The organism is Spirosoma arcticum (genome assembly GCF_054779955.1).
In genome coordinates this window covers 151,303-174,027 of record NZ_BAAGXG010000010.1, presented here as the reverse complement: position 1 = coordinate 174,027, position 22,725 = coordinate 151,303, and the positions used below count along the sequence as shown (strand labels likewise).

At 55.4% G+C, this 22,725-nt stretch carries 19 protein-coding genes; 3 read left to right on the top strand and 16 right to left on the bottom strand.

Annotated elements, in window-relative coordinates; translation table 11 throughout:
- Positions 1-264 precede the first annotated feature (264 nt).
- On the bottom strand, positions 265-1,926 hold the full coding sequence (locus tag ACYVHB_RS22475) for a tetratricopeptide repeat protein (protein ID WP_461054046.1): 1,662 nt from the start codon (positions 1,924-1,926) through the stop codon (positions 265-267).
- A 117-nt stretch (positions 1,927-2,043) separates the two neighbouring features.
- A complete protein-coding gene (locus ACYVHB_RS22470) occupies positions 2,044-2,772 on the bottom strand; it encodes a carboxypeptidase-like regulatory domain-containing protein (RefSeq protein ID WP_461054045.1) in 729 nt (242 codons plus the stop codon).
- A 272-nt stretch (positions 2,773-3,044) separates the two neighbouring features.
- On the opposite strand from ACYVHB_RS22470, the gene ACYVHB_RS22465 reads away from it, so the two are divergent.
- Positions 3,045-3,347 (top strand): hypothetical protein, encoded by a 303-nt coding sequence (locus tag ACYVHB_RS22465; RefSeq protein WP_461054044.1) that lies wholly within the window; start codon positions 3,045-3,047, stop codon positions 3,345-3,347.
- A gap of 93 nt (positions 3,348-3,440) precedes the next feature.
- Here the strand turns inward: ACYVHB_RS22465 and ACYVHB_RS22460 are convergent, their stop codons facing one another.
- From ACYVHB_RS22460 to ACYVHB_RS22395, 14 genes are all read right to left on the bottom strand, one after another.
- Positions 3,441-3,692: a hypothetical protein gene (locus ACYVHB_RS22460; protein ID WP_461054043.1), complete on the bottom strand. Its 252-nt coding sequence runs from the start codon at positions 3,690-3,692 to the stop codon at positions 3,441-3,443.
- 34 nt (positions 3,693-3,726) lie between these two features.
- The gene (locus tag ACYVHB_RS22455; RefSeq protein WP_461054042.1) at positions 3,727-3,999 is read right to left on the bottom strand and encodes a hypothetical protein; all 273 of its coding nucleotides are present in this window, start codon (positions 3,997-3,999) and stop codon (positions 3,727-3,729) included.
- Between the two features lie 131 nt (positions 4,000-4,130).
- On the bottom strand, positions 4,131-5,141 hold the full coding sequence (locus ACYVHB_RS22450) for a zinc-dependent alcohol dehydrogenase (protein WP_461054041.1): 1,011 nt from the start codon (positions 5,139-5,141) through the stop codon (positions 4,131-4,133).
- Between the two features lie 86 nt (positions 5,142-5,227).
- Positions 5,228-5,608: a VOC family protein gene (locus ACYVHB_RS22445; RefSeq protein WP_461054040.1), complete on the bottom strand. Its 381-nt coding sequence runs from the start codon at positions 5,606-5,608 to the stop codon at positions 5,228-5,230.
- Entirely contained in the window at positions 5,605-6,390 is a 786-nt protein-coding gene (locus ACYVHB_RS22440; RefSeq protein ID WP_461054039.1) for a sialate O-acetylesterase, read from the bottom strand. Before ACYVHB_RS22440 ends, ACYVHB_RS22445 begins: the two co-directional genes overlap by 4 nt.
- A complete protein-coding gene (locus tag ACYVHB_RS22435) occupies positions 6,387-8,477 on the bottom strand; it encodes a heparinase II/III domain-containing protein (protein WP_461054038.1) in 2,091 nt (696 codons plus the stop codon). Before ACYVHB_RS22435 ends, ACYVHB_RS22440 begins: the two co-directional genes overlap by 4 nt.
- Positions 8,477-9,187 carry an RraA family protein gene (locus ACYVHB_RS22430; protein ID WP_461054037.1) on the bottom strand — a complete coding sequence of 237 codons (711 nt, stop codon included), beginning with the start codon at positions 9,185-9,187 and terminating at the stop codon, positions 8,477-8,479. The genes ACYVHB_RS22435 and ACYVHB_RS22430 overlap by 1 nt, the downstream gene beginning before the upstream one ends.
- Positions 9,184-9,885, bottom strand: coding sequence for an SDR family oxidoreductase (locus ACYVHB_RS22425; protein ID WP_461054036.1), 702 nt, complete (start codon positions 9,883-9,885; stop codon positions 9,184-9,186). Before ACYVHB_RS22425 ends, ACYVHB_RS22430 begins: the two co-directional genes overlap by 4 nt.
- Positions 9,886-9,895: 10 nt before the next feature.
- Complete coding sequence (locus tag ACYVHB_RS22420) at positions 9,896-11,590, bottom strand: sodium:solute symporter family transporter (RefSeq protein ID WP_461054035.1); 1,695 nt, start codon at positions 11,588-11,590, stop codon at positions 9,896-9,898.
- A 67-nt stretch (positions 11,591-11,657) separates the two neighbouring features.
- Positions 11,658-13,184 (bottom strand): GH39 family glycosyl hydrolase, encoded by a 1,527-nt coding sequence (locus tag ACYVHB_RS22415; RefSeq protein ID WP_461054034.1) that lies wholly within the window; start codon positions 13,182-13,184, stop codon positions 11,658-11,660.
- A 36-nt stretch (positions 13,185-13,220) separates the two neighbouring features.
- The gene (locus tag ACYVHB_RS22410; RefSeq protein WP_461054033.1) at positions 13,221-14,627 is read right to left on the bottom strand and encodes a GH39 family glycosyl hydrolase; all 1,407 of its coding nucleotides are present in this window, start codon (positions 14,625-14,627) and stop codon (positions 13,221-13,223) included.
- 6 nt (positions 14,628-14,633) lie between these two features.
- On the bottom strand, positions 14,634-15,938 hold the full coding sequence (locus ACYVHB_RS22405) for a TolB family protein (protein ID WP_461054032.1): 1,305 nt from the start codon (positions 15,936-15,938) through the stop codon (positions 14,634-14,636).
- A gap of 176 nt (positions 15,939-16,114) precedes the next feature.
- Positions 16,115-17,560: a RagB/SusD family nutrient uptake outer membrane protein gene (locus ACYVHB_RS22400; protein ID WP_461054031.1), complete on the bottom strand. Its 1,446-nt coding sequence runs from the start codon at positions 17,558-17,560 to the stop codon at positions 16,115-16,117.
- Positions 17,561-17,580: 20 nt separating this feature from the next.
- Positions 17,581-20,733, bottom strand: coding sequence for a SusC/RagA family TonB-linked outer membrane protein (locus tag ACYVHB_RS22395; RefSeq protein ID WP_461054030.1), 3,153 nt, complete (start codon positions 20,731-20,733; stop codon positions 17,581-17,583).
- Between the two features lie 273 nt (positions 20,734-21,006).
- Between ACYVHB_RS22395 and ACYVHB_RS22390 the strand changes: the two genes are divergently transcribed.
- Together ACYVHB_RS22390 and ACYVHB_RS22385 are read left to right on the top strand one after the other, a co-directional pair.
- Positions 21,007-21,777 carry an SDR family oxidoreductase gene (locus tag ACYVHB_RS22390; RefSeq protein WP_461054029.1) on the top strand — a complete coding sequence of 257 codons (771 nt, stop codon included), beginning with the start codon at positions 21,007-21,009 and terminating at the stop codon, positions 21,775-21,777.
- A 79-nt stretch (positions 21,778-21,856) separates the two neighbouring features.
- Positions 21,857-22,600 carry an IclR family transcriptional regulator gene (locus tag ACYVHB_RS22385; protein ID WP_461054028.1) on the top strand — a complete coding sequence of 248 codons (744 nt, stop codon included), beginning with the start codon at positions 21,857-21,859 and terminating at the stop codon, positions 22,598-22,600.
- The last annotated feature ends 125 nt before the right edge of the window (positions 22,601-22,725 follow it).

Below are 22,725 nucleotides of genomic sequence, written 5' to 3'. Positions count from 1 at the left end.
ACAAGGCCAGGTCGGTTGATGACACAAAGGTGAGACGACAGACTGGCGGGAGCCTAATTTGATCCGTGAACAAAAAGGCAACACGGCGGCCAGGAGCGTAAACAGACAGGCAACACCGTAAACAAGCGACAAATAACTAACTGACTGCCAGCTTGTTATTACGCAACAAAACGCCATTATCTTATTGTTACCCGAATATTATCCAAGTGTGAAAAACCGCACCGGGGAATGAGTTGGCGAGTGGTGGTTGTGAGGTAACCAGCATCATACGTGAGCAGCAACGGGTATCGGCACTGGTTGAGCAGGAAACCGCTGAATGTAGGCCGAGAGCGATTCGCCTTCGGGAAGGCAAATTTTCTTACGCAGCCGGTAGCGGGCCACCCGCAGGCTGTCGGACGAGATACCCAGCAGGGTGGCTACGTCAGCCGAACTGATGTTCATTTTCAACAGCGCAATCAGCCGCAGGTCGGTGGCGGTCAGGTCGGGAAATTGTGTGGTCAGTTGATTAAAAAAATGCGGGTGTACCTGGTCGAAAATGGTTCTGAAATCGGCCCAGTACTTGTCCTGACTGAAACTCAGGCTGATTTTCTGAACCAACTGACGGAGTTGTTTTTTCTGGTCCCGCTTGTCATCCGACAGTATCGCCGTCAGGTCATTTTTCAGTTCTTCCAGCACCTGGTTTTTCCGGATAATCTGGAGCGTGTGGGTCGTCAGTTCCTTACTTTTCAACTCCAGTTGCCCTTTTAGTGACTCCTCTTCCAGTTGCTTGTTCTTTAACTCAACCTGCATCAACTCGTTCTGCGTCTGGAGTATCTGCTGGTTCTGCTGGTTGAGCGCCCGCTCATTGCGAATTTTCAGCCGCTGCCGACTGATAATCACGACCCCCAGACTGGCTATCAGCAGCAGAACCACCCCCGTAGCGATGATGGCCATGAGGTCGATGCGCTTCTGGGCGTTTAGCCGGGCAATCTCGCCGTCCTTCCGTTCTACGTCGTAGAGCGTCTGAAGCAGGGCAATCTGCCGGTTGTTGTCGGCGGCATAAATCTCATCGACCAGGTCGCGGCTTCGCTCAATGTAGGCGTAGGCACTATCGGGCTGGTTCAGAAGCTGGTACGTTTTGGCGATGTCGCGGTAGGCGCTGCTGAGTTGGTAGCGTTCGCCGGTTTGCCCAGCCAGCCGCATCGCCTGCTGATACAGCGTCAGGCCCTGGGCATAACGGCCCGTTTTGCGGTAGGTGTCGCCGAGGTTATTGATGATTTCGATCTGACCAATCTCATCGCGGGCCTGCTGCGTGAACGTGAAGGCCGTCTGGTAATAGTAGCGGGCCGAGTCGTACTGAACCTTGTCCTCAAAGATACTGCCGATGTTCTCGTATATCTTCGCTAAGCTGCCCGCGTCATTGGCGACCCGTCCGTTCATCAGGGCCAGCTTTTGATAGCGATACGCCCGTTCGGGGTCCTGTCGTTTTTCGTAGATATGGCCGATGTTGGCGTAGGTCTGAGCCAGTCCCAGCGCGTTCCGGTTCTGGCGATAAAAGGCCAGTGCTTCGGTAAATTGGACGAGTGCCTGTTTGCCCTGTTCGTTGTAGTAATACACCGTTCCGAGTTCGTTGCGGTTGCGGGCCAGCCGGTTACCGTCGTTGGCACTCCTAAATATTTTTTGCGCCTGGAGCAGGTAACGAATCGCCTGAGCGTAGCTGCCCTGGTGGTAAAACAACAGTCCCACCTGCTGCCGATAATCACCCTCCGTCAGGGTATCATTCTGGCGAATGGCTTCATCTAAGTTAATTTTAATCAGCCGATACGCTGAATCAGGATATTGACGGGATAGTTGCTCCGTGGCGGCAGTAGTCTGAGCGTCAGTACCTACCGAAAGCAAGCACAAACTGAGCAGGCACAACCCGATTGGGAGCCAGCGAAGAAGCAAATGGGTTCTATGCGGTAAAGCAGACGGGTGGAGATGACGTGGCCGCATCCTGCGTGGGTTGGTCTAACCCGTGAAGATAGGAACGGCCGACGCGTTTGTAATGTGAAGTTTTTATTATCAGTTCTCGTCCTTCAGAATGTCCTTGCGCGACATATTCTCGCGGGGGGCTTTATTGAATTCGCTGCGCCACTCCTTGGTTTTCAGGTCACCGCGCTTGACAGACCGGATGAAATTGGCCCAGGCAAAGGGATTGGTGAAGGCAAACGTCGGCGTTGAACTGCGCCCCACGATGGACTCCCGCCCGAAAAACTGCTGGTTCACAAAGTTCTGGTGGTTGGCCACCGCCCCCATCGGCATCGTGGCGGCTAACCGCATAATGGCGGCCGGGTCGGTGTTGCGGGCTAAGTTTTCGCGCTCCTGCTCGTCGGGAAGTTTCAGATTCACGAACGCTTCTTTAAACAGTTCTTCCGTTGCATATGGATACACCTTTACTTCGGCCAGCGTTTTAACGTCTTCCTGCAACGCCACCACCGCCGAATAAGTCAGGTCAGTGAGTCGGCGCGGAATAATGTGATACTGCGTTTTGAAGCCGACGTAGCTGAAGATGATACTGTCGCCGGGGAAGACGGGCAGCGCAAAATAGCCGTTGGCAGCCGCCAGAACGCCTTTCCCGGCTTTGGGAATGTAGATGTAGGCACCGGGCAGCGGTTCGTTGGTTTTGCCCCCCGTCAAAAATCCCGTAAACGTTACCTGCCGCTCCTGCCCCTGCGCCCACGTGTCGACAAACGCGCCCGCAAGCAGTAACAGACTCAATCCCAGCACTAAATGTTTTACCAATTGCTTCATGCTTTATCAGAACGCTGACGGTTGACTTCAGGAGTTGCCACTCGGTCCACAACCCGGTGTTTCTCTTCTTAACTACACAAAATAACGAATGATTTGCTGGTCAACAGTATTCACACAAATAATTTAAGAAACGTTATGACTGAAGGGGTCTCCTACCCGCAGACCACCGGAATAGCCTCAAAAGCTGCCCGATGGGGTCGCCCTACACTAAACCGTCAAACCATTCGACGGCCAGCGCGTTAATCAGGTATACTCATCAAAAGAGATACACTATGGATAAGGCACAAAAATTTGAGTTGATGAACAAGATTGTTCGTGAACTGGAAGACCTTCAGAATAGCCAAACGGCCCTGATTACCAAAATTGGTCAGATTGAAGTTGACAACATGAACGGGTTGAATGACTCGTATCTGGAAACTAACTTGGGCGATATGCACAGCAAAATTGCCGAGAACGTTGACGCGGTTACCGAAATTTTTGCCCACTTCGAGCGGCAGCGCGACGAGTACGCCGAAAAGAACAGTGGCGCAATTGCAGCCGCCGAGGCAGCCGCTGCTGCGGAAGCCGTAAAATAAATCAGCAAGTTTCTCAAAACAGAAGAAGCCGGGCAACGCTGCCCGGCTTCTTCTGTTTCAGACAGGTGCGTTAACCCCCGTTTCTTTACCGCTCTATTCCTCCTTCTCGCTGTTCGATTCGCTGCCGCTTCGACTACCACTATGACCCGAATGACCATGCCCACCTTTGTTGGTGTTCTCAACCGAACCGGTGGCGTCGTGTTCGTCTTCGGTGCTTTGCTTCGTCTTGTGCTTACCCCGCGCCGTTTTGCCCTGTGCTTCGTCGGGCAGGTTATTGTCTAACTCGTACTTCTTGGTATCATCGGCCGTGTCGCGAACGGTTGGCTGGGTGGCTCCTTTGCTCATAATTGGGTTAACGTGTTTACCAGTTCAATTTCATTTACTGCTTTTTTCGGCTACCATTCCGGTTGCCGCTGTGACCCGAGTGGCCGTGACCTCCGCGCTCGTCGGCCAGTTCATCTTTTGTTTTGCCCGTCACGGCCGGGTCGTGCTCCTCTTCGGGTCCCTGCTTGCTTTTGTTCGAGTTGGTCATGGTTTGCTCGCCGTTGGGGCGCAGGCCGCTGGTGTCGCGGGCTTCGTGATTGCGCGTCTGTTCGCCGTGTGGCCGCTTATCGTTCGAGCCGGGCTGGTCGGTGGTTTTGTTGTTAGCCATACCGTTGGTTGCGTTGTTGAGTAGAAAGATAACGCCCGACCGAACGGATTGTTTAGACCAAAAAAACAGTCCCCACTTGTCAGGAATGGTTCCTTCAGCCCTACCGTCCGGTTGCTAACCCGGCTCCTGTATCAGCATTGCAGCAGGTATTTCATCCCGGCGGGGTTGTTGTCGATAGTCTCAAAAACGGTTTTGGCATCGGCTAAGGGCGATACCTGCGTAATGAGTTGATCCAGCGGCAACCCGCCCGAAGCCGCTAATTGAATGGCCTCCTCGAAGTCCTGCGGTTCGTAGACCCGCGCCCCAATGAGCCGGAGTTCGCGCCAGAAAAACCGGAACAGGTCCACGGGTTTCGGTTCAGCGTGAATGGCCACCATCACAATCCGGCCCCTGGCGCGGGGTAGCTGCGTCATGGCCGCTACGCCCGCCCCCACGCCCGACACCTCGAAAACTACGTCGGCCATCGCGCCATTCGTAAACGCTTCGACACGGGCGACCAGGTCGGTTTCCACCGGGTTGACCGTTGCCAGGCCCAGCGACTCAGCCAATGCCAGCCGCGCCGGGTTTACCTCCGAGATAAGCACATTCGCCCCCTTGTGCTTCGCCACCAAGGCAATGAGCATCCCGATGGGGCCACCCCCAATGACAACCGCGTTTTCGTTCGCCTGCAACTCGCCCAGCCGTACGTCATGGCAGGCAACGGCCAACGGCTCAATCAAGGCACCGAGTTTCAGCGACAGGGTATCAGGCAGGCGGTGCAGCGTGTGGGCCGGAACGTTCCAATGCGACTGCATCCCGCCCGGTGAGTCGATGCCGATGAAGGTCAGGTTTTTGCCGATATGCCGGAGTCCATTGTCGGACGGGTCTTCTACGCCCGGTTGCAGGGGCCGCACCGTGACGCGGTCGCCCACCTGCCAACCCGTGACGCCCTCGCCCACGGCGGCAATCTTGGCGGATACTTCGTGGCCAATCACCTGCGGCAGCTTCAGCCGGTGGGCCATCGCGCCGTGGTAAATGTGAACGTCGGTGCCGCACACGCCACAGTAGGCCACGCGGAGCTGCACCTCGCCGGGTTGTGGTGCGGTTGCCGCAGCAGGTTGTAAATCGAAGGCGTTATCGCCCGTAAAAAAGAGTGCATTCATAGCTTGAAAAAGTGAATGGTGAATAGCGAAGAGGGAATAGCGAAAGAGCAAACCATCACGACCTTTCACCATTCGCTCTTCACCATTCACCGTTGAAGAATTTGGAGCATGTTTCCATCCGGATCAAAAAGGTTGCGGACTTTACCGCCCCCGATGGCGTTGATGACCTCGCCACCCCAGGTTACCCCTTTGGCATCGAGAAAAGCAATGGCGTCGTCAATGCTTTTGACCCGCAGCGCGAGGTGCGACCAGCCGGGGGTCCAGGTGGTGCGTTCGGGCCGGTCGGTGTCGTCTTTGGGCATTACTTCGAGCAGCGTACCGTCCGGTGCGCGAAGCATCCAGACTGGCTTTTCGTGTTTGAACCACTTTTCGTAACCGAATACGTCGCAATACCAGTCAGCGAGGGCTTCCACGTCGTTGGCGGCTACGCTGGGATGGTCGATGCCCAGAAACGTCAATTCGTTCATTGCTTTTTGGGGATGTTGAGGTAGCTATCGGCAAAGCGACGGCCGAGCGTGCGGGCGGAGGGTGTATCGAAGTGCGTCGTGTCGCCTTTGTGGGTCAGTCCACTGGCCGATACAACATACACGTTTGGCAAAACGCCGGGCAGTTTGGTCAGGATGGCGTTTATTTGCCGGGCGTTCGGATTCTTCTGAACATAAAAATCACCCAGCGTCCCGACCAGAAACGGCACGGTCTCGGCCCGTAAATCAGCCCGGATGCGCCGGATGAGGGCCGTTAGCTTCTGCTCGTAGACGGTGGTCTTTTCGGGTTGGCTGTCCGACTCGCCCTGGTGCCAGAGAATGCCCGCCAGTTGCCCATTTTCGAGGGCTTTTTTCGCACGTCGGATGGCATCGTCGTAGGGGTATGATTTTGTGGGTTCGTAGTAAGCCCCCGGCTCCCAAACGTCAATGCCCGACCCACCCACCGCAGCCGGAATCAGTCCGATGCTCTGCTCAGGATTAGCGTCGGCCACCCGTTGCGCAAACGACAGACCCGGCCCAACGCCCACCACGGCGGGTTTGTCGAAGTGGAGCGGGTCGCGAGCGGGTACCCAGTTCTGCTCTTTGGTAAGCATCCAGACGCGGGGGTGTGGCGTTTCGTCATCCACTACCCCCCGACCGGCCATGTTCGACTGACCAATCAGCAGGAACAACTGCAACCGGGGTGGCGCGTCCTGCCGGAAGGCTAAGCAAATCACGAGCGGGAGCAAAAATAGACAGGTCTTCACGAAGGCATTGCGGTTCATGGTTCTCTTTTTAGCGCAAAGCCGTTTTCATCCTCTGTAATACTGTAATCAGTACCACCAACAACCAGCCGAAAGGAAAGCGCATCGGTCCCGGATTGGTAAAGCGCGACCGTCGTTCCGCCTTTGGCTACGGTCAGGCCTTCCGGGTCCGGCGTTAGTTGCCAGTCGTCAACAAAAGCCGAGTCGTCGACCACAATCACGTGCATCCGGTTGATAGTCTGCACGTTTTGGGCGTCCGTGAACCGAAACAACAGACCACTGCCGGGTTTCCCTTCGCCCAACTGGGCCGGTTCGGGGTGATAGGCGTCGTGCAGATAGCCGTAGACCGGGCCGGACAACTGAGCGTGGGGCGGTGCGCCGGACATTACCTGCCAGAGCCGCATCCCGACTCCATGCCGGTAAAGCGCGAGGCTATTGTTGGTGGTACTGACGATAGATTGTCCGTCCTGGTTGTTGAGCAGCCAGTTCCAGACCGTCCGCACGGGTTCGGCAGCCCGGATGCGGTCGATGACCAGCGTGACGTGTTCACCCACCTGAATCCAGCAGCGAGTAAACTCCTCGATGGGTTGCCCATATGCCCTGCCAACCTCCGACACAAGCAGCGACACCTCGCCTTCGCGCTGCGCGGTCAGCAGCCGACCGCCCCGTTCAACGGGTGGGCCGATGACTCCGCTCGTTTGTATCACTCTGCGAGTCAATACATTACGCTGTTCAAGGAGTTTGACTTTAGCTAAATCTTCTTGTAGCCCCAGCGAATCCTGCTCCACCAGGAATGTGCATGTGTTATGCGTTTGGGTCGAGCTTTCCAGTCCGTGAATCAGGTTGCGGTAACAGCTATGACCGGGATCGGCTAACAGGCGTTCGCGGTTGTAGACCAGCATAAAACTGTTCAGATCGCCCTGCAAATGACCGGGAGCAAAGCAGCCCTCGTTCATGCCTCCCTGCACCGCCAGCACCGATTTGCCGCCCCAGGCATCGCGCACAAACGCATTCCCGTTGGAGAAAGCAGTCGTCAGCGGCAGGTTAGCAGCCGGTGGCAAAACGGCGGCACCGGCTTTGGTCAGCAGGGGCAGCGTCAGAAAGCCCCAGTCGTTGTTCATGCCGAACGTGGCGAGGTCGTGCGGCCCCTGCGTGGGGCACGGTTCGTAATATTCCGCAAACAGCCAGCGGGCCAGACCAGCCGCGTTCGCATCGTCGCAGCGAGTGGCCGCGTGCAGCAGCAAATCGCCCGATGGCCGGAACAGGGCCGCTGAGTCGTTGAAGTTGACCGCCCGCGCCCGCTCGTCGCTGCCCCAGTTGGCTAAGGGCTTGCGGTAGAGCATACTCTGCGCCATCCAGCCCATCCCCCGGCCATACGCCGACACATCGAGTTGGGCAGCATAAGCCGGATACTGCCGGATCAGTGATTCGTGGGCCAGCATCAGCGCATTAGCCAAGTAATTACCGTACTGCAACGACTCGCCATACGATCCGTCGGGCTGAAAGGCCTGCGTCATTCGGACCAGATCGGGCAGCAGTTCATCGAGTACCTCCTCATTACCCAAAGCCGCCGACGCGACCACCGCCCCGGATACCAGGATGCCCCGCCAGTTGCCCAGGTGCGTGTTTTTTTGCAGCCACCGGCGACACAGCGCAATCCCTTTTTTGTACAGCGCGTCCCGGACTTCGTCGCGCTCGGCGGGGGTAAAAACCGCCGGAGCCAGGGTCAGCACGGCGGACACGCCCCAACAGACGTGGGCGGTTTCGAGGTGGCCCATAAACGGCTCGGCATGACCCCGAAACCACGGCCCAACCCAATCCGACGTTGGTCGCCGGACAATGTGCAGGGTTGCATTCCGCAGCCAGCCCGCGAGCGCATCCGTGGGTTCGAGGGCGTAGTGCATGGCCGCATCGGACAGGTACTCGGCCGCCGGATACCACCAACCCAGCTTGGGATTCTCGGCCTGCAAACCCGACACGGCTAACCGCTCGGTCACGCGCAGGGCCAGCGCTTTCCGAAACCGACGAACCACCGGGTCCGGGCTGGTGAGAATGGCGGTTTTCTCGGCTTCGGTCAGGAAAAGGCACCCGGTTGCTATCGCTTCCATCAGAAGTACCCGCCGTTTTTTACCACGTCGGTTGGTTTCATGCCGCTTTCGACCATTTCGCGGATGGTGTCCTCTTTCTGTAGAATCGCTTCGGAGGCTACGAGTACGTCGTAAGCAATCGCTTTGGGGATGGAAATGACCCCGTCGATGTCGCCGAAAATCCAGTCGCCCGGCTCCACCACCACCGCGCCCATGAGCACGGGTTTCTGATAGTGGTACATCTTGAACCGACCCAGCATCCCCGTGTTGGCTTTGTACTGGTAAAAGACTGGAAAGCCCTGCTCCAGAATCGCCATTGTGTCGCGGATGCCGTTCACCACCGCGCCCCGGCACCCGATGCGCTGCGCGGCCATCGTCATCACTTCGCCCCACTGCGAGGTGACCGTGTCGCCGGTGCAATCCCAGACCACGACCGAATCTTCGTGCAGCGCTTCGAGCATCTGGGCGCGGGTTTCCATCTCGCCGTCGGTCGTGATGTCGGGGGCACCCTTGACCGTGAAGGCCAGCCCGGCCAGCTTCATCTCCTCGCGCAGGGGCGCAAAATGGGCAGGCAGGCTGGTGGTGTGCATGTTGTAATTGAACCGCAGCACGTCGTTGACTGCTCCGGTATAGAGGCTCAGGTATCGTTCCCGCATTTCGGCTACCGAAACCGGGAAGGGCGACGCGGGCTTGTGCAGGCCGTTGCCATTCGTGGGAAGTGTCGCGATCATGCGGCTAAGAATTTCATGTTGTCGAAATTGATTTCCCGAATCAGTACGTCGTCGGGTTGATTGAGCACAAACAGGATGACGCGGGCCACGTCGGTTACGCGGAGAAATTTTTCGCGGGCCACGGGCCGGTCGCCCCAGTAGTCTGAGTCGGTTGGGCCGGGGTTCACGTCGGTTACTTTAATGCCGAGTTTCAGCATCTGATCGGCTAAGCCGCTGCTTAGGCCCCGCGCCCCGAACTTCGACGCGCAGTACACCGGCGAACCGGGGTTGGTGCGCTGCCCGGCCATCGAAATAACGGTGATCACGTGGCCGCGTCCGCGCGGTTTCATCAGGGTCAGGGCTTCGCGGTCGCAGAGGAACACGCCCCGCAGGTTGGTAGCCACCATCCGGTCGAAGGCGTCGACGTCGGCGGTGGACAGGTCGGGCGTGGGCAGACCCAGCCCGGCGTTGTTCAGCAGCACGTCGACCGTTCCGAATGCTTCCAGACAGGCGGCAAAGCCTGCTTTTACGTCGGTCTCCTGGCTCACGTCGCCCCGGAACGAGCGCAGGTTATCGTGCGGGTGCTCATCGGCAAGTTGCTTCGTGCGGCTAAAATCAAACACCTTCGCGCCTTCTTCAAGCAGCGACAGCGCCGTGGCCCGTCCGATGCCCGACGATGCGCCAGTGATGAAGATGATCTTGTTTTCGAGGTAATTCATGGTTGTATTTTTAATTATTTAATTCGCTGAAAGCGGTTTCCCGCGCTTTTTCGAGTTTGCCCGTTCTCGTCCGGTACCAGAGGATAAACGCGAGGATCAGGCACAGCATACCGGCTCCCATCGCTAATTGGCCGCTCAGCAGAGTTCGGGAGGGATAGCCCATAATTACGAACATCAGGCCCGTCAGCCCGAAGGCGATGCCGTACATGAGTTTGATGGCTTCTTTGAAAACGTCCCCGTCTTTGCTCTCCGCTTCCGGCACGAACGGCACGGTCAGCTTGCGAAAGAAAGCATCGACCTTTTGGTTGTAGGGGGCATTTTTCGACGGAAAGAAGCCTGAAATAACGAAAATGGCCACGCAGAAGGCAATCTCGACCAGCGTAGCCACTTCCCAGCTAATGCCTTTGTTCAGGTTCAGGATAAACCCTAAAATTGTGCCCAGAAACAATGTAGCCAACGCCCCCCACGGCTGGGGTTTTCGCAGCAGCAGGCCGAAGATAACCGGGATAATCATCGGTACGGAGAAGATCCCGGCCAGCAGTTTGTTGGCTTCAAAAGCACCCCCGAAACCCGCCACAAACAAGGCTCCGACGGTTACGATGCAGCCGACGAGCAGCGTCATAACCCGGCCCACCAGCAGGGCCTCTTTGCCACTGGCATTGGGCCGGAAAACACGCTGGTAAATGTCGCGGGTGAGTACACTGGCCGTCACGTTGTATTCGGCACTCAGCACCGACATAGTGGCCGCGAACATGGCCGCGATCATCAGGCCCATGATGCCCTCGGGCAGCAGTTTGAGACACAGGCTCACGTAGGCCATTTCAGGGTTTTCTAAGTTGGGCAGGATGACGCGGGCGGCCAATGGAGGAAACAGAAAAATGATGGGAAAAATGAAAAACAGGATGGCCGAAAGACCCGCTAACTTCTGACCATCGGTTTCGCTTTTGGCACTGTAAAACCGCTGAATAAACGTCCAGTTGCCGGTGTACCGGATGATAATCAGCACGTAGTACGCTACCAGGAACAGCGGCATCCCTTTAGAGCCATTGAACCAAGTCATGTTTTGGGGAATCACCGCCCGCATGTTCTCAAGCCCACCGGCGGCATTGTAGGCGAGGGGCACCAGAATCAGCGTGGCAAAAAAGAGGATGACGAACTGAACGACATCAGTGACAATAACCGCCCAGAAACCGCCAACCACCGTGTACAGCGTAACGACGATGCCACACAGGATAACGGCGGTTTCAAAGGGAACGCCCGACGCTGCGGTGACGAACAGGCCAATTGAATACAGCTTTATCATGTCGTCGAGCAGTTTGAACGCCACCCCGCTCCACGAGAAAATCTGACGGATCGGGGCGTTATAGCGCGTTTCCAGAAACTCCACCGGACTCATGATGCCCGCCCGTTTCCAGCGTTTGGCGAAAAAGAAAATCGCGAGCATCGACGGAAAAATGGTGCTCCACAAAACGGTGATGGCCACTAATCCGTCCTGATAGGCAATACCGGCGTAGGCTACGAAAATAAACGTACTGAACTTGGTCATGAAGTTGCTGATGCCGCCCGCCACCCACGACACTCCGCTGCCACCCTTGAAATAATCGTTGATATTTTTGACGAATCGACCCAGAAAAATACCAATCCCCGACATCATCACCATGTACAGGATGATAGCTGCGTAGTCAAGCGTTTGGAGTTTGTTCATGAGTTGTAGGGCGAAAAAGTGAATGAGTGAAAGAGCGTACCATCCGGCCGACTTTTCGCTCGTTTACTCATTCACTTTTTAAAACGATGGATTTGTCGACAATCAGCACCGGCGAGTCATACACCGGAATATTCCTAAACGTATAGGTCGTACCGGTTTTGGTCCATTGATCCGCCGGAATTTCGTACACGCCACCCGTGATAATGTCCACGTAAACCGGCTGGTCGAAATTGGCGTTCAGGAAGGTGAGCGTCAGGTTTTTGGTTTTGTTCGAGTCAGTGGGGATGGACTCGTCCATCCAAATCGTAAAGACCTGTTTCTTCGTGATAGCGTGCTGATATCCGTACACGGCGACACTCCGGTCGGTGCTCTTGTTGTATTTCACCTCATCGGGGGCCGTCGTCGCCCTGGCGTTGAAAGTTGGGGGCAGGTTCTTAATTCGTTGCAGCGAATGGTCAAAAATCGACGCGATGTGCTGCATGGCGTAGTAGGCTATTTTGGGGCGGATGGCTTTTTTTGTCGAATCAGATTGAATGATTCCTTTCACGTTGAGCCGGGTAATCGGGCCGCTGACGGCGGAGTAGTTCATGTCGATTATGCCCAGAATGCTGCACTCAATGTCGTGGCCTAAATCGCCCAGCATCCGCCGGGTAATCCATTTGGCCTGCGTTACCTCCGACCAGTCATAATCCCCCAGAGCGCCCCGCCCAAAACCGCTAAACGACGGGCAGCCATTTTCGCCCTGCCGCAACTTGACGCTGGGGGCATATTTGTCTAAAACCCGCCGTAGATCGGCAACGTGGCCGTAATTGGAATCGGGGTTGTACACATAATCGTGGTAAGTCATATTGTCGAACAGGTGCATCTTTTTCTGTTGGTGAATCACCTTAAAAAAAGCATCAGCGTAGGCAAGGTCGATATGGCCCATTGACAGGCCAGATATCTTGGCGTCGGGCTGGATGCGTTTGATAATGTCGGCGGTGCGGATATTCAGGTTCGCCACCATGACGGGGGTGTTGATTTCGTTGTCGCCGAAGTTGGGTTCGTTCCAGATTTCCCACTCGTTCACCTTGTCCTTGTAGCGTTTCACCAAAGCCTCCACCCACGTATCCCAGGCCGCGAGGGCTTCGGGTGAGGTCGGCACACCGGCACTCAGATTGATGCCTCCCCCGCCCTTGTAAATCGGATTCCCGTACGACGTTTCGAGCCAGGGTTTAAGGCCCTTTCGGGCAGCATCGTTAATGATAGCATCGAGCCAGACCCAATCGTATTGGCCCTTTACTTTTTCGGTTTTCGCCCAACCCGCCTGCATCCGCAATCGCCTGATGCCCAACGGAACAAGATACTCTTTATACTGGTTGTAATCGGCCATGTCGCGGTCCAGCGTTTCGCAGCCAATCAGCCAGTTCGAGGCTTCAATCTCGTTGGCGTTGCGCGGCTTCACCGTCCCTAACCGGGGGAATGAAACGGCAAAGTCAGTTTTAGCCTGGTCTTTGGCCGTAACTGGAGACTGCGCTGATGCACTGTTCAGCAAGCCGCAATTCACGATGAGGATTGCAAGCAGATTACGGCTGTTGTTTATTCGTTTATTCATAAGCATGACGCAACTATGCGTCTCTACGTTGGCCCGTTACAGAGCAGATTTGTCGGCAATCAGTACGGGATAATCCGGCACGGGTAAAACAGTAAACGTATGGGTTTTTCCCGCTTTCGTCCACGCACTTTGCGGTATCTCATACACCTTTCCCGTTATCAGATCCACAAATACGGGTTGGCGGAATTCCCCCTCAACGGTTAGGGTCGTCAATTTGGGTTCGTAGGTTTCGGCGGGCCGTGCTTCTTTGCTCCAGAGCGTCACTAAACTACCACCGTTTTTCTTGTGGCGATACGCAAAGGCGTTGACCGTTTCCTGACTAACCGTTGGTCTGTTATCCACGAGCCGTTCGATCTGATCGTCGAAGAGCGAGAAGACGTGCTGAGCGGCTTTGTAGGATAGCTTGGGACGTTTGATGGTTTTGTCGGGGTTAGTTTGCAGCAGACCTTTTGAGTTGATACCCACCATGTGATCGCCAGCCGCGTAATGAATGTCGCTGATGGTGAACAGGTTGGTGGCAATACCGCGTCCGTGGTCGCCGAGCATCCGGCGCAAATCCCACTTAGCCTGGGTTAGTTCGCTCCAGTCCTGGTCGGTCATGGCCCCTACGGTCGTGCCTTTAGCCTGCGAGGGTGCCCCGTTTTCGCCCTGCATGAACACCACGCCGGGTTTGTAGGCCCAGACCAATTTCCGCATCTCCTCAATGCGCGGATACGAGTCGTCAGGGTTGTGGCGGTAGCCGTGATACGTTAGAATATCGACCAGATCCAGGGCATTTTCGCGTTTCAGCACCTCAAAAAAATCCCGCATCCAGTCGAGTTTGGTGATGCTGGCCATACCGAGGGCAATGAGCCGGGCGTTGGGCTGAATGCGTTTGATAAGCCGGGCCGTGCGGATGTAAAACTGAGCGATTTCGGCCCCGGTGTGATCTTTATTGAGGTCGGGTTCGTTCCAGATTTCCCATTCAGGCACCTGATCTTTGTAACGCGTCACCATGGCCCGCACCCAGTTGTCCCAGGCCGCGAGCGCTTCGGGCGAAGTCGGGATGTGCCCCGCTAATTTGGCTTCGCCCCCACCCTCGTAAATCGGGTTACCGTACGACAGCTCGACCCAGGGCGCTACCCCGCGCGAAGCCGCATCGGGAATGACCGCATCTAACCACGCGAAATCGTATTTGCCCTTTTCCTTCTCGCACTTCGACCAGCCACCCTGCAACCGGATGCGTTTGGCCCCCAGCGGACCGAGGTAGGTTTTGTAGGATTGATAGTCGGTATAATCCCGGTCGAGCGTTTCGCCCCCAATGCTCCAGGTGGACGACTTTATATCTTTTGCGTCATGGGTTTTTAGCTGTCCCACTTCTTTCCAGGCGGCCGGGGCCGCGTTCGGCTGGGCGGAAAGACCGGATACGAGTAAGACGCTACAGGCAGGCAGGATATATTTCATGATCGGCTACTTACCCGTTGACGGGCTCTTTTTTACGTTGTCCAGTTTGCCGTTCAGATCAGCCATGAATACGTTACGGGTGCCATCCTGAAAACCGTTGAAAATCACGTAGCGGCCCGACCGATCCCAGGCGGGGTGCGCATCAATTCGAAATTCGCCCCCGGCTTTGGAAAGAAATATATTGACAATAGCCTCTTCCTGACCCGTCTGCACGTTCATTAACCGAATGGGCACGGTGCCGTCCGTCGTACCCAGCTCGCCCGGATAGGCATCGGTCACCATCAGGGGGCCACCACCCGGATTAAGCGACGGGTGACCCGACCCCGGCGAGAACACCGTTTTCAGGTCGCTGCCGTCGTGCCGGACGGTGATAATTTCCAACCCCGGTTTACCATCGACGTTAAGGTTCATCGACAGGTGTTCGCCATCGGGCGTCCAGTTGATGTGGTGCCCGCCCTTCGCCCACTGATCGGGTGTAATGGCCGTTCGGATGTCGGAGCCGTCGGGCCGCATCGTAATCACCGACCGTCGGCGGTCGCCACCCGTTCGGGGTGTCCATTGCAGCGTTGTGAGCAGCCGGGTTCCCTGTGGGTTCCATTTGACCTGAAAGCAGTAGTATTCGTAGTCTTTCGGATTGGCAATGGCAATGCTGGGCACCGTTTTTTCGTAGATGTCTTTAATCGTCACAATCCGTTTAACGGCTCCGGTGCTGGTATTGGTAATGTCGATGCCATCGGTAGCCACCGGGCCAATATTGTGGGGTGTTTTCGCATCGGGCACCACCACACCGTAGCCCACCTGCGCTCGCCGGGAAGCCAATAGATTGTACGACGCCAGCTTTGTACCGTCATGAGAGGCCATAAAAACGGTTCCGCCCATCCGGCGCGACTGGCCCGTTAGTGGGTTCAGTTGCACAGCGAACGCGCTCCATCTGGTGGTGTCAACGTCGTTGAAGTACAGGGCTTCGTCGGTGTTGCCCCATTGCACATTCGCGCCCAACTGCATTTCCCAACCCCGCGACTGGGCCACGACCTTTTCCTTGCCGGTTTGGCGATCCACCAGAATTACTTCACCCACTTCACCCGGCTTTGGCGAGGTGGTTTCCTGCGGGAAGCGAAACAGGGCCAGATACCGCCCCGACGGACTCAGCGGTGATGTATCGAAAAACCGGTGAATCACCCGCCCCGAACTGACTTTTACTGCCGGAACGGTTGCTTTGCCGTCGAAAGCCGGAAAGGCATAGGGAACCGTTTGCTGAGCGAAACCGGCGGTGCTTAGCACCAGATAGAAAACGAAAGCAGTGTTTTTCACAATAGAACGCGGATTCTTATGATCTCAAAGATCAACAATGATTTTTGCGTTATTTCGAGAATAGAACAGTTGACAATTTGCATTTAATCATGATGAATCAGGTCAATCATAAAAATCAGCGTTCTATTGTTTTTCATACGAATTAGTTGGGGAAGGAAGTCGTCGGCCCAACTCCCTTAATAGCCCGGATTCTGGGCGAGCTTGCTGTTCAACTCAATCTCGCGTTGTGGAATGGGGTATAGCACTTGAAACGGCTTGGCCGCAAAGCCTTTGGCCATCATTACCGGCACGTAGCGACCGGTTCGTACCAGATCGAACCACCGCTGACTCTCAAAAGCCAGCTCCACCCGCCGTTCCTGCTCCAGTGCCAGCCGCAGATCGGCCTGGGTGCTCACCGTTACCTCGGCCAGCCCAGCCCGTTTGCGGATCTGGTTAACGAGTGGCCCAGCCGCTGCCGTCTGGCCCTGCTCGTTCAGCGCTTCGGCGTACATCAACACCACGTCGGCATACCTCAGAATGGGATAATCGACGTCGGATTCGCCCCGGATAATTCCCGTTTGTTTAAACTTCACGGGATACGCTTCATTCACCGCGACGCCCTGGGGATTCGTGTAGGTGGTGGCGATGGAAGCGGCCTTTCTCAAATCGCCCGGTTGGTAGGCGGCAATCAGATCGGCGGTGGGCTTATTGACACCATCGCCCGGTCCGCCGGTTACGCCGAAATCAGGTGACAACGCCCCGAACGGAGTCCACAGCGAATAGAAACCACCGCCCTGCCCAATTTGCCCGGTTTTATACTGTACCGCTAAAATAACCTCCTTGTTGGCCGCAAACGAGGTCGACGCAGCAAACACAGACGCATAAGTTGGCATCAGGCTGTGCACATTGGCATCGATTACTTCTTTCAACTTAGCTGCGGCTTTGTCGTGCTGATTCTGCGTCAGGTACACTTTCCCCAGTAAACTTTTAGCTGCCCACTTAGACGCACGGCCTGCGTTGGCGGCCGTGATGGTGGCGGGTAACTTTTCTTCGGCCGCTACCAAATCACTCACGATGAGAGCGTATACGTCGGCTACGGGTGAGCGGGTTATGGTGGCCGTTGCGTACGGATCGTTGATTTCGTTGGTTACCAGTTGCACCTCGCCAAACAGCCTGACTAAGTTGAAGTAAAACAGGGCCCGTAAGAAGCGGGCTTCGCCTTCGTACTGATTCTTGAGCGCGGCATCGAACGTTGCGGATTCAATCCGGTCCAGAATACCGTTAGCCCGGCCAATACCCTGATAATGACCCAGCCAGGCATCCCGAAAATAGGTGTTGGACAGGGAATAGTTCAGGTCTTCGAGTTCAAACCCAATGGCGCTGACGACCGATCGGGGATAGCCATATTCGGTGTTGTCGGTGGACACTTCGCCCAGCCAGATCAGCGACCCACCGCCGGTGCCGTACAAACCCGCGTGTTTAAAGGTTCCGTAGGTTCCCACAACGGCCGTGTTGAAATCGGCGGCTGTTTTGTAAAAATTGGCAACGGTGCGCTCGGTTTCGGGCACGACAGAAAGAAAATCAGAGCTACAGGCGCTTAACCAAAAGGTTAGCAACGACAGGTAAATGAGTCTTGTTTTCATGATAACGTAGCCTGGGAATGTCAAAATGAAAGATTGATACCAACCGTGTACGACCGGGCAATGGGGTAATTACCGAAATCGGAGCGCGAGGCCAGGAGGTTATCACCCGATACACTGACTTCGGGATCATAGCCCTGGTAGCCGGTGAAGGTGAACAGGTTAGCGCCGGTGGCATAGACGCGGGCGTTCTGCAAACCAAGTCGCTGCGTCAGTCCGGAAGGCAGTGAATAAGCCAGGGTTACCGTCCGTATCCGCAGGTACGATCCCTCAAAGAGGTATTGAGAGCTGTAGGTTGCATTGTTGTTCCGGCCTCCGCGAATCGTCCGCCCAAACCGTCCGTCGCCGGGCTGCTCGGGCGAAATCCAGCGGTTGTCATACACATACTTGGTGTTGTTCTGCACCCCGGAGTTGTTCAGCATGAACGTACCGTTGTAAATCTGATAGCCAACCATGCCGTTGGTGGAGATGTCGAGGCTTAGATTTTTGTAGGAAAACGTATTATTGAAGCCAAAGAAATACCGGGCATGGGGGCTGCCAATTACCTCCCGGTCATTATCGTTGATGACCCCATTGCCGTCCACGTCCTTCCATTTCACGTCACCCGCTCTGGCTAAGGGCTGCGCTTTATACTCGGTTGCCTCCTGGTTGCTCTGGAAAATACCCAACTGCCGCCGTCCGAAGAAAACCCCAATCGGGTAGCCCACCTGCGTTACGTGGGTGTTGGCAACCTGCCCATTGGCCGTACTAAAAATCCGTTCGGCATCGGTGCTCATTGCCAGCACTTTATTTCGGTTGAACGTGATGTTGGCGTTGGTTGTCCATTTGAAGAGACCGGTTAAGTTGCGGGTGGTCAGGGCGAGTTCCAGGCCTTTGTTCTGCACTTCGCCCAAGTTCACGACAGCATTGGTCAGGCCCGTTGCGCCAGGGGTCGATATGTTGAAAAGCATGTTGGTGTTGCGCTTGTCGTAATAGTCAGCCGTCACATTAACCCGGTTGTTCAGCAGAGAAAAATCCAGCCCCAAATCCAGTTGTTTCATCGACTCCCAGCCCAATAGGCCATTTGAAAAAGAGCTACGTGCCAGACCGGGCGCGAGGGCATCGCCAATAATGTAATAGCCATTGTACGGCTGTGTAGGCTGTCCGGCCAATGTCTGCCCGGATAGTTGGCCAATGGCCCGGTAGTTGCCGATGGCGTTGTTGCCCGTCAGTCCATAGCTGGCCCGCAGTTTCAAATCCGTGATGATGCGCTGGTTCTTCATAAACGCTTCTTCCGACACCCGCCAGCCGATGGAGGCCGACGGAAACGTACCCCACCGGTTGTTCTCGCCGAAGCGGGATGAGCCATCCCGGCGGAGGGTTGCCGTCACTAAATACCGGTCGTTGAACGTGTAATTGACCCGAGCCAACAGCGACAGAATGGTGTAATCCTGAATGTTTTCGCTGCCGCTGTTTACCGTTCCGCCGTTGATATTCGGGACCAGATTGTCGGGGAAGTTAATGGCCCCCGCCGTCACGGCATTGCTGGTTTCCTGTTGGGCCGTGAAGCCGCCAACCACATCCACCACATGGCGACCTACGGCTTTTTTGTAGCTTAACGTATTCTCGTTCAACCAGTTGATGCTTTCTGACCGGGTTGCCGTTGCCGACGCAATACCGATTGGCGCGGACGTACTCAGCGTGGATGGTATCCAAATCTGGTTTTTGAAGAAGTTGAGATCGGCACCCACCGTGGTCCGAAACTTCAGCGCGGGCAGAATTTCGTATTCAGCATACGCGTTTGCCAGCAACCGGAATTGCGAAGACGGATTTTTGTATTCATTGATAATCTTGACCGGACTCTGGAACCCAGCCGACCCTTCGGGAGCCGGAATCTCGTTGCCGTAGGAACCGTCCGGGTTGTAGATGGGTACGTGGGGCGATATGCCCATGGCAGTTTGAATGACCCCAAACGCGCCATAGTGACCGGAAATTGGTAGGTTGACCTGACTGGTATAGCTGGGCAGTAAACTGGCCCCGATGGTCAGTTTCTTCGAGACATTCGCGTCGACATTAGCCCGGAAACTGTAGCGTTTCAGACCCGTATTCGTAATGATTCCCTGCTGATCGAAATAACCGGCTGACACCGCATAGCGCACCGTCTCCGAACCGCCCGAAGCCGCCACCTGAACATTGCGAATGAGGGCATCCCGGTAAATGGCATCTTGCCAGTCGGTCCCCTCGCCTAATGAAGCCGGGTTTTGTAAGGCAACCGGAATACGGAATGTTGCCGCCCGTGCGCTGTTCGGATCAGTGATTTTACCCGTTGGCACATTGTCTAAGTAGCCGTTATTGCGGGCGTCGGTGGTGAACTGAGCGAACTCCTGCGCGTTCATCATCTCTATCTTTTTGCCCAGTTGCTGAAATCCCGTGTAGGCATCGACCTGAATCTGCGATCTACCGGATTTGCCCCGCTTAGTCGTCACAATGATGACCCCGTTGGAACCCCGTGACCCGTAGATAGCGGTGGCGGAGGCATCTTTCAGGACGTCGATGCTTTCAATATCGTTCGGATTGATGGTGTTCAGCGGGTTGCCGACACCCGCCCCCGAAACCGGAAACCCGTCGATGACAAACAGCGGCTCGTTACCACCCGAAATCGAGCCAATGCCCCGAATCAGGATATTGGTGTTGCCGCCCGGTGCGCCCGACGAGCTGGAAATCTGCAATCCGGCTACCTGCCCCTGCAGGGCCTGATCAAAACCCGACACCGGCACTTTTACAATGTCTTTAGCACCCACCGACGAAATTGCTCCCGTCAGGTCTTTCTTTTCCTGGGTGCCATAACCCACCACGACCACTTCGTTCAGCGTTTTGTCGTCGGGAGCCAGGTTGATGTCAATCACCGAACGTCCGTTAACGGGAATCTCCTGGTTCAGATACCCCACGTACGAAGCCACCAGCGTCGCCTTGCCCGCTGGAGCCGACAGGCGGTACGTACCTTCGGCGGTCGTGGTAGTACCCGTTTGGCTGCCTTTGATGAGCACGGTTACGCCGGGCAACGCCTGCCCCGATTCGTCAGTAACGCGCCCAGTGAGGGACGCGCCCGGCTGAGCGTGTGCCCAGATTACCGTCAGTAGAAAACAGATCCAGTTAAGGAGCAGTGCTTTCCGGCATGAAGTAAATTTACGGTTCATAAACTTTCTTAATTTATCATTGATAAACTATAATTCAACGATACAATACTATATAGTCGATTGCTAATCACCAAATATTTTCACTTATTTATTTTTTTGTAGTACTATTCTTATAACTTAGTTATCAAAAAAACCATAAATAGTATTATAGTATAGCCTGTAAAGGCCTATACAACTTAGAATAGTACAATAATTGCTGATATTTGACAAATCTCAGTTTCGTAGTTTGATCTAAATCCAGTAAACTTGCGGATACTATCACGATGCTGAATTATGAGCCTTTCACAACAATTTGATCTGAGCGGTAAAACAGCCGTAGTCACGGGTTGCAAACGGGGAATTGGCCGGGCAATGGCCGTGGGGTTAGCCGAAGCGGGAGCCAACATCATTGGCATATCCGCTTCGCTGGAACCAACAGGCAGCGCCGTAGAGCAGGACGTATTGGCCCTGGGCCGCTCGTTCCGGGGCTACCAGTGCGACCTGAGCCAGCGGGAAGCGGTGTATCAATTTCTGGAACAGCTTAAACAGGATGTGTCGGTCATTGATATTCTGGTCAATAATGCCGGTACGATCCTGCGCAAACCAGCTACCGAACACCCCGACGCTTATTGGGACACGGTGCTCGACACCAACCTCAACGCGCCGTTTATTCTGACCCGCGAGATTGGCCGGGACATGGTGGCGCGTGGTTCGGGTAAAATCATCTTCACGGCGTCGCTGCTGACGTTTCAGGGGGGCATCACCGTGCCGAGTTACGCGGCCAGCAAGGGTGCCATCGGTAGTTTGGTGAAAGCGTTTGCCAACGAATGGGCCGCGAAAGGCGTGAACGTCAACGCGATTGCACCGGGCTACATCGCCACCGACAACACCGAAGCCCTGCGCGAAGACGCCGAGCGCAGCAAAAGTATTTTGTCCCGCATTCCGGCCGGTCGCTGGGGCGAACCCGACGATTTCAAAGGCATCACGGTGTTCCTGGCCTCAGAAGCCGCCAGCTACGTTCACGGCACCATCGTTACGGTAGACGGCGGCTGGATGGGGCGGTAATCTTTCAACGATAAATGATGGGTAGGCTATCGCAAACATCAATTCATCGTTCATCATTCATCGTTTATTATTAATAATCATGGTTCTCGTTGTCGTCAAAGCTTTAGATATTCTGGAGTACATCGCCCGTGATCCGAACCGGGCCTACTCCCTGACCGAAGTAGCCGAAGGGCTGGGCATGAACCAGGCTACCTGCGTTAACATTCTTCAGACGTTGGTTGAAAAGAGCTATCTGGAGCACCTGGGTCGCAAAAAAGGCTACCGGCTCGGGCCAATGGCCTACAACCTGACCAACAACGTTTCGTACGGTCAGCATTTAGTGACTGCGGCAAAGGACGTGATGGAACGCCTGACAGCTCACCTGAATGAGACATCAATTCTGGGCGTGATTCGAAATCAAAAGCGATTTATCCTGCATCTTGTCAACAGCGATCAGGATCTGCTGGTCCGCAGCCGCACCGAACGTACCATTTATGAAACAGCCAGCGGCCGATTGCTGCTGGCCTTTTTGAGCGATAAAGAACGCGAACATCTACTTCGTCAGATTGGGTCCCCCCCCGCCGACGTGTGGGAATCGGCCAGTTCGTCCGAGGGTCTGGCGAGTGCCTTAGCCACGATTCGGACCAATGAACTGGCCATCACTCTCTCAAAAACGCACATTATTGGGTTGGCCGTACCCGTTCGGCGCCATGAGGTGACCGTTGCCTCGTTGAGTGTTTTTCTGCCACAGGTCCGGTACAGCACCCCACGCGAGAAAGAAATTGTTCAGGCCCTCCGACAGGCGGCCAGCGACATCAGCCAGCGCTTATCCCAATTAGCCTGATATCATTGATTACAGTTGAGTTGCTGACGCGAAGCCCTTCGATAGGCTCAGGGTGACCGGGAAGCTTGACAGCGTCTACTAAGTTAACTCAACTTCCCGGTCACCCTGAGCCTGTCGAAGGGCTT

Bases quoted from the DNA above. Each gene is read 5' to 3' on its own strand.
- ACYVHB_RS22470 (WP_461054045.1), bottom strand. From the start codon at position 2,772: ATGAAGCAATTGGTAAAACATTTAGTGCTGGGATTGAGTCTGTTACTG.
- ACYVHB_RS22465 (WP_461054044.1), top strand. From the start codon at position 3,045: ATGGATAAGGCACAAAAATTTGAGTTGATGAACAAGATTGTTCGTGAA.
- ACYVHB_RS22460 (WP_461054043.1), bottom strand. From the start codon at position 3,692: ATGAGCAAAGGAGCCACCCAGCCAACCGTTCGCGACACGGCCGATGAT.
- ACYVHB_RS22455 (WP_461054042.1), bottom strand. From the start codon at position 3,999: ATGGCTAACAACAAAACCACCGACCAGCCCGGCTCGAACGATAAGCGG.
- ACYVHB_RS22450 (WP_461054041.1), bottom strand. From the start codon at position 5,141: ATGAATGCACTCTTTTTTACGGGCGATAACGCCTTCGATTTACAACCT.
- ACYVHB_RS22445 (WP_461054040.1), bottom strand. From the start codon at position 5,608: ATGAACGAATTGACGTTTCTGGGCATCGACCATCCCAGCGTAGCCGCC.
- ACYVHB_RS22440 (WP_461054039.1), bottom strand. From the start codon at position 6,390: ATGAACCGCAATGCCTTCGTGAAGACCTGTCTATTTTTGCTCCCGCTC.
- ACYVHB_RS22435 (WP_461054038.1), bottom strand. From the start codon at position 8,477: ATGGAAGCGATAGCAACCGGGTGCCTTTTCCTGACCGAAGCCGAGAAA.
- ACYVHB_RS22430 (WP_461054037.1), bottom strand. From the start codon at position 9,187: ATGATCGCGACACTTCCCACGAATGGCAACGGCCTGCACAAGCCCGCG.
- ACYVHB_RS22425 (WP_461054036.1), bottom strand. From the start codon at position 9,885: ATGAATTACCTCGAAAACAAGATCATCTTCATCACTGGCGCATCGTCG.
- ACYVHB_RS22420 (WP_461054035.1), bottom strand. From the start codon at position 11,590: ATGAACAAACTCCAAACGCTTGACTACGCAGCTATCATCCTGTACATG.
- ACYVHB_RS22415 (WP_461054034.1), bottom strand. From the start codon at position 13,184: ATGAATAAACGAATAAACAACAGCCGTAATCTGCTTGCAATCCTCATC.
- ACYVHB_RS22410 (WP_461054033.1), bottom strand. From the start codon at position 14,627: ATGAAATATATCCTGCCTGCCTGTAGCGTCTTACTCGTATCCGGTCTT.
- ACYVHB_RS22400 (WP_461054031.1), bottom strand. From the start codon at position 17,560: ATGAAAACAAGACTCATTTACCTGTCGTTGCTAACCTTTTGGTTAAGC.
- ACYVHB_RS22395 (WP_461054030.1), bottom strand. From the start codon at position 20,733: ATGAACCGTAAATTTACTTCATGCCGGAAAGCACTGCTCCTTAACTGG.
- ACYVHB_RS22390 (WP_461054029.1), top strand. From the start codon at position 21,007: ATGAGCCTTTCACAACAATTTGATCTGAGCGGTAAAACAGCCGTAGTC.
- ACYVHB_RS22385 (WP_461054028.1), top strand. From the start codon at position 21,857: ATGGTTCTCGTTGTCGTCAAAGCTTTAGATATTCTGGAGTACATCGCC.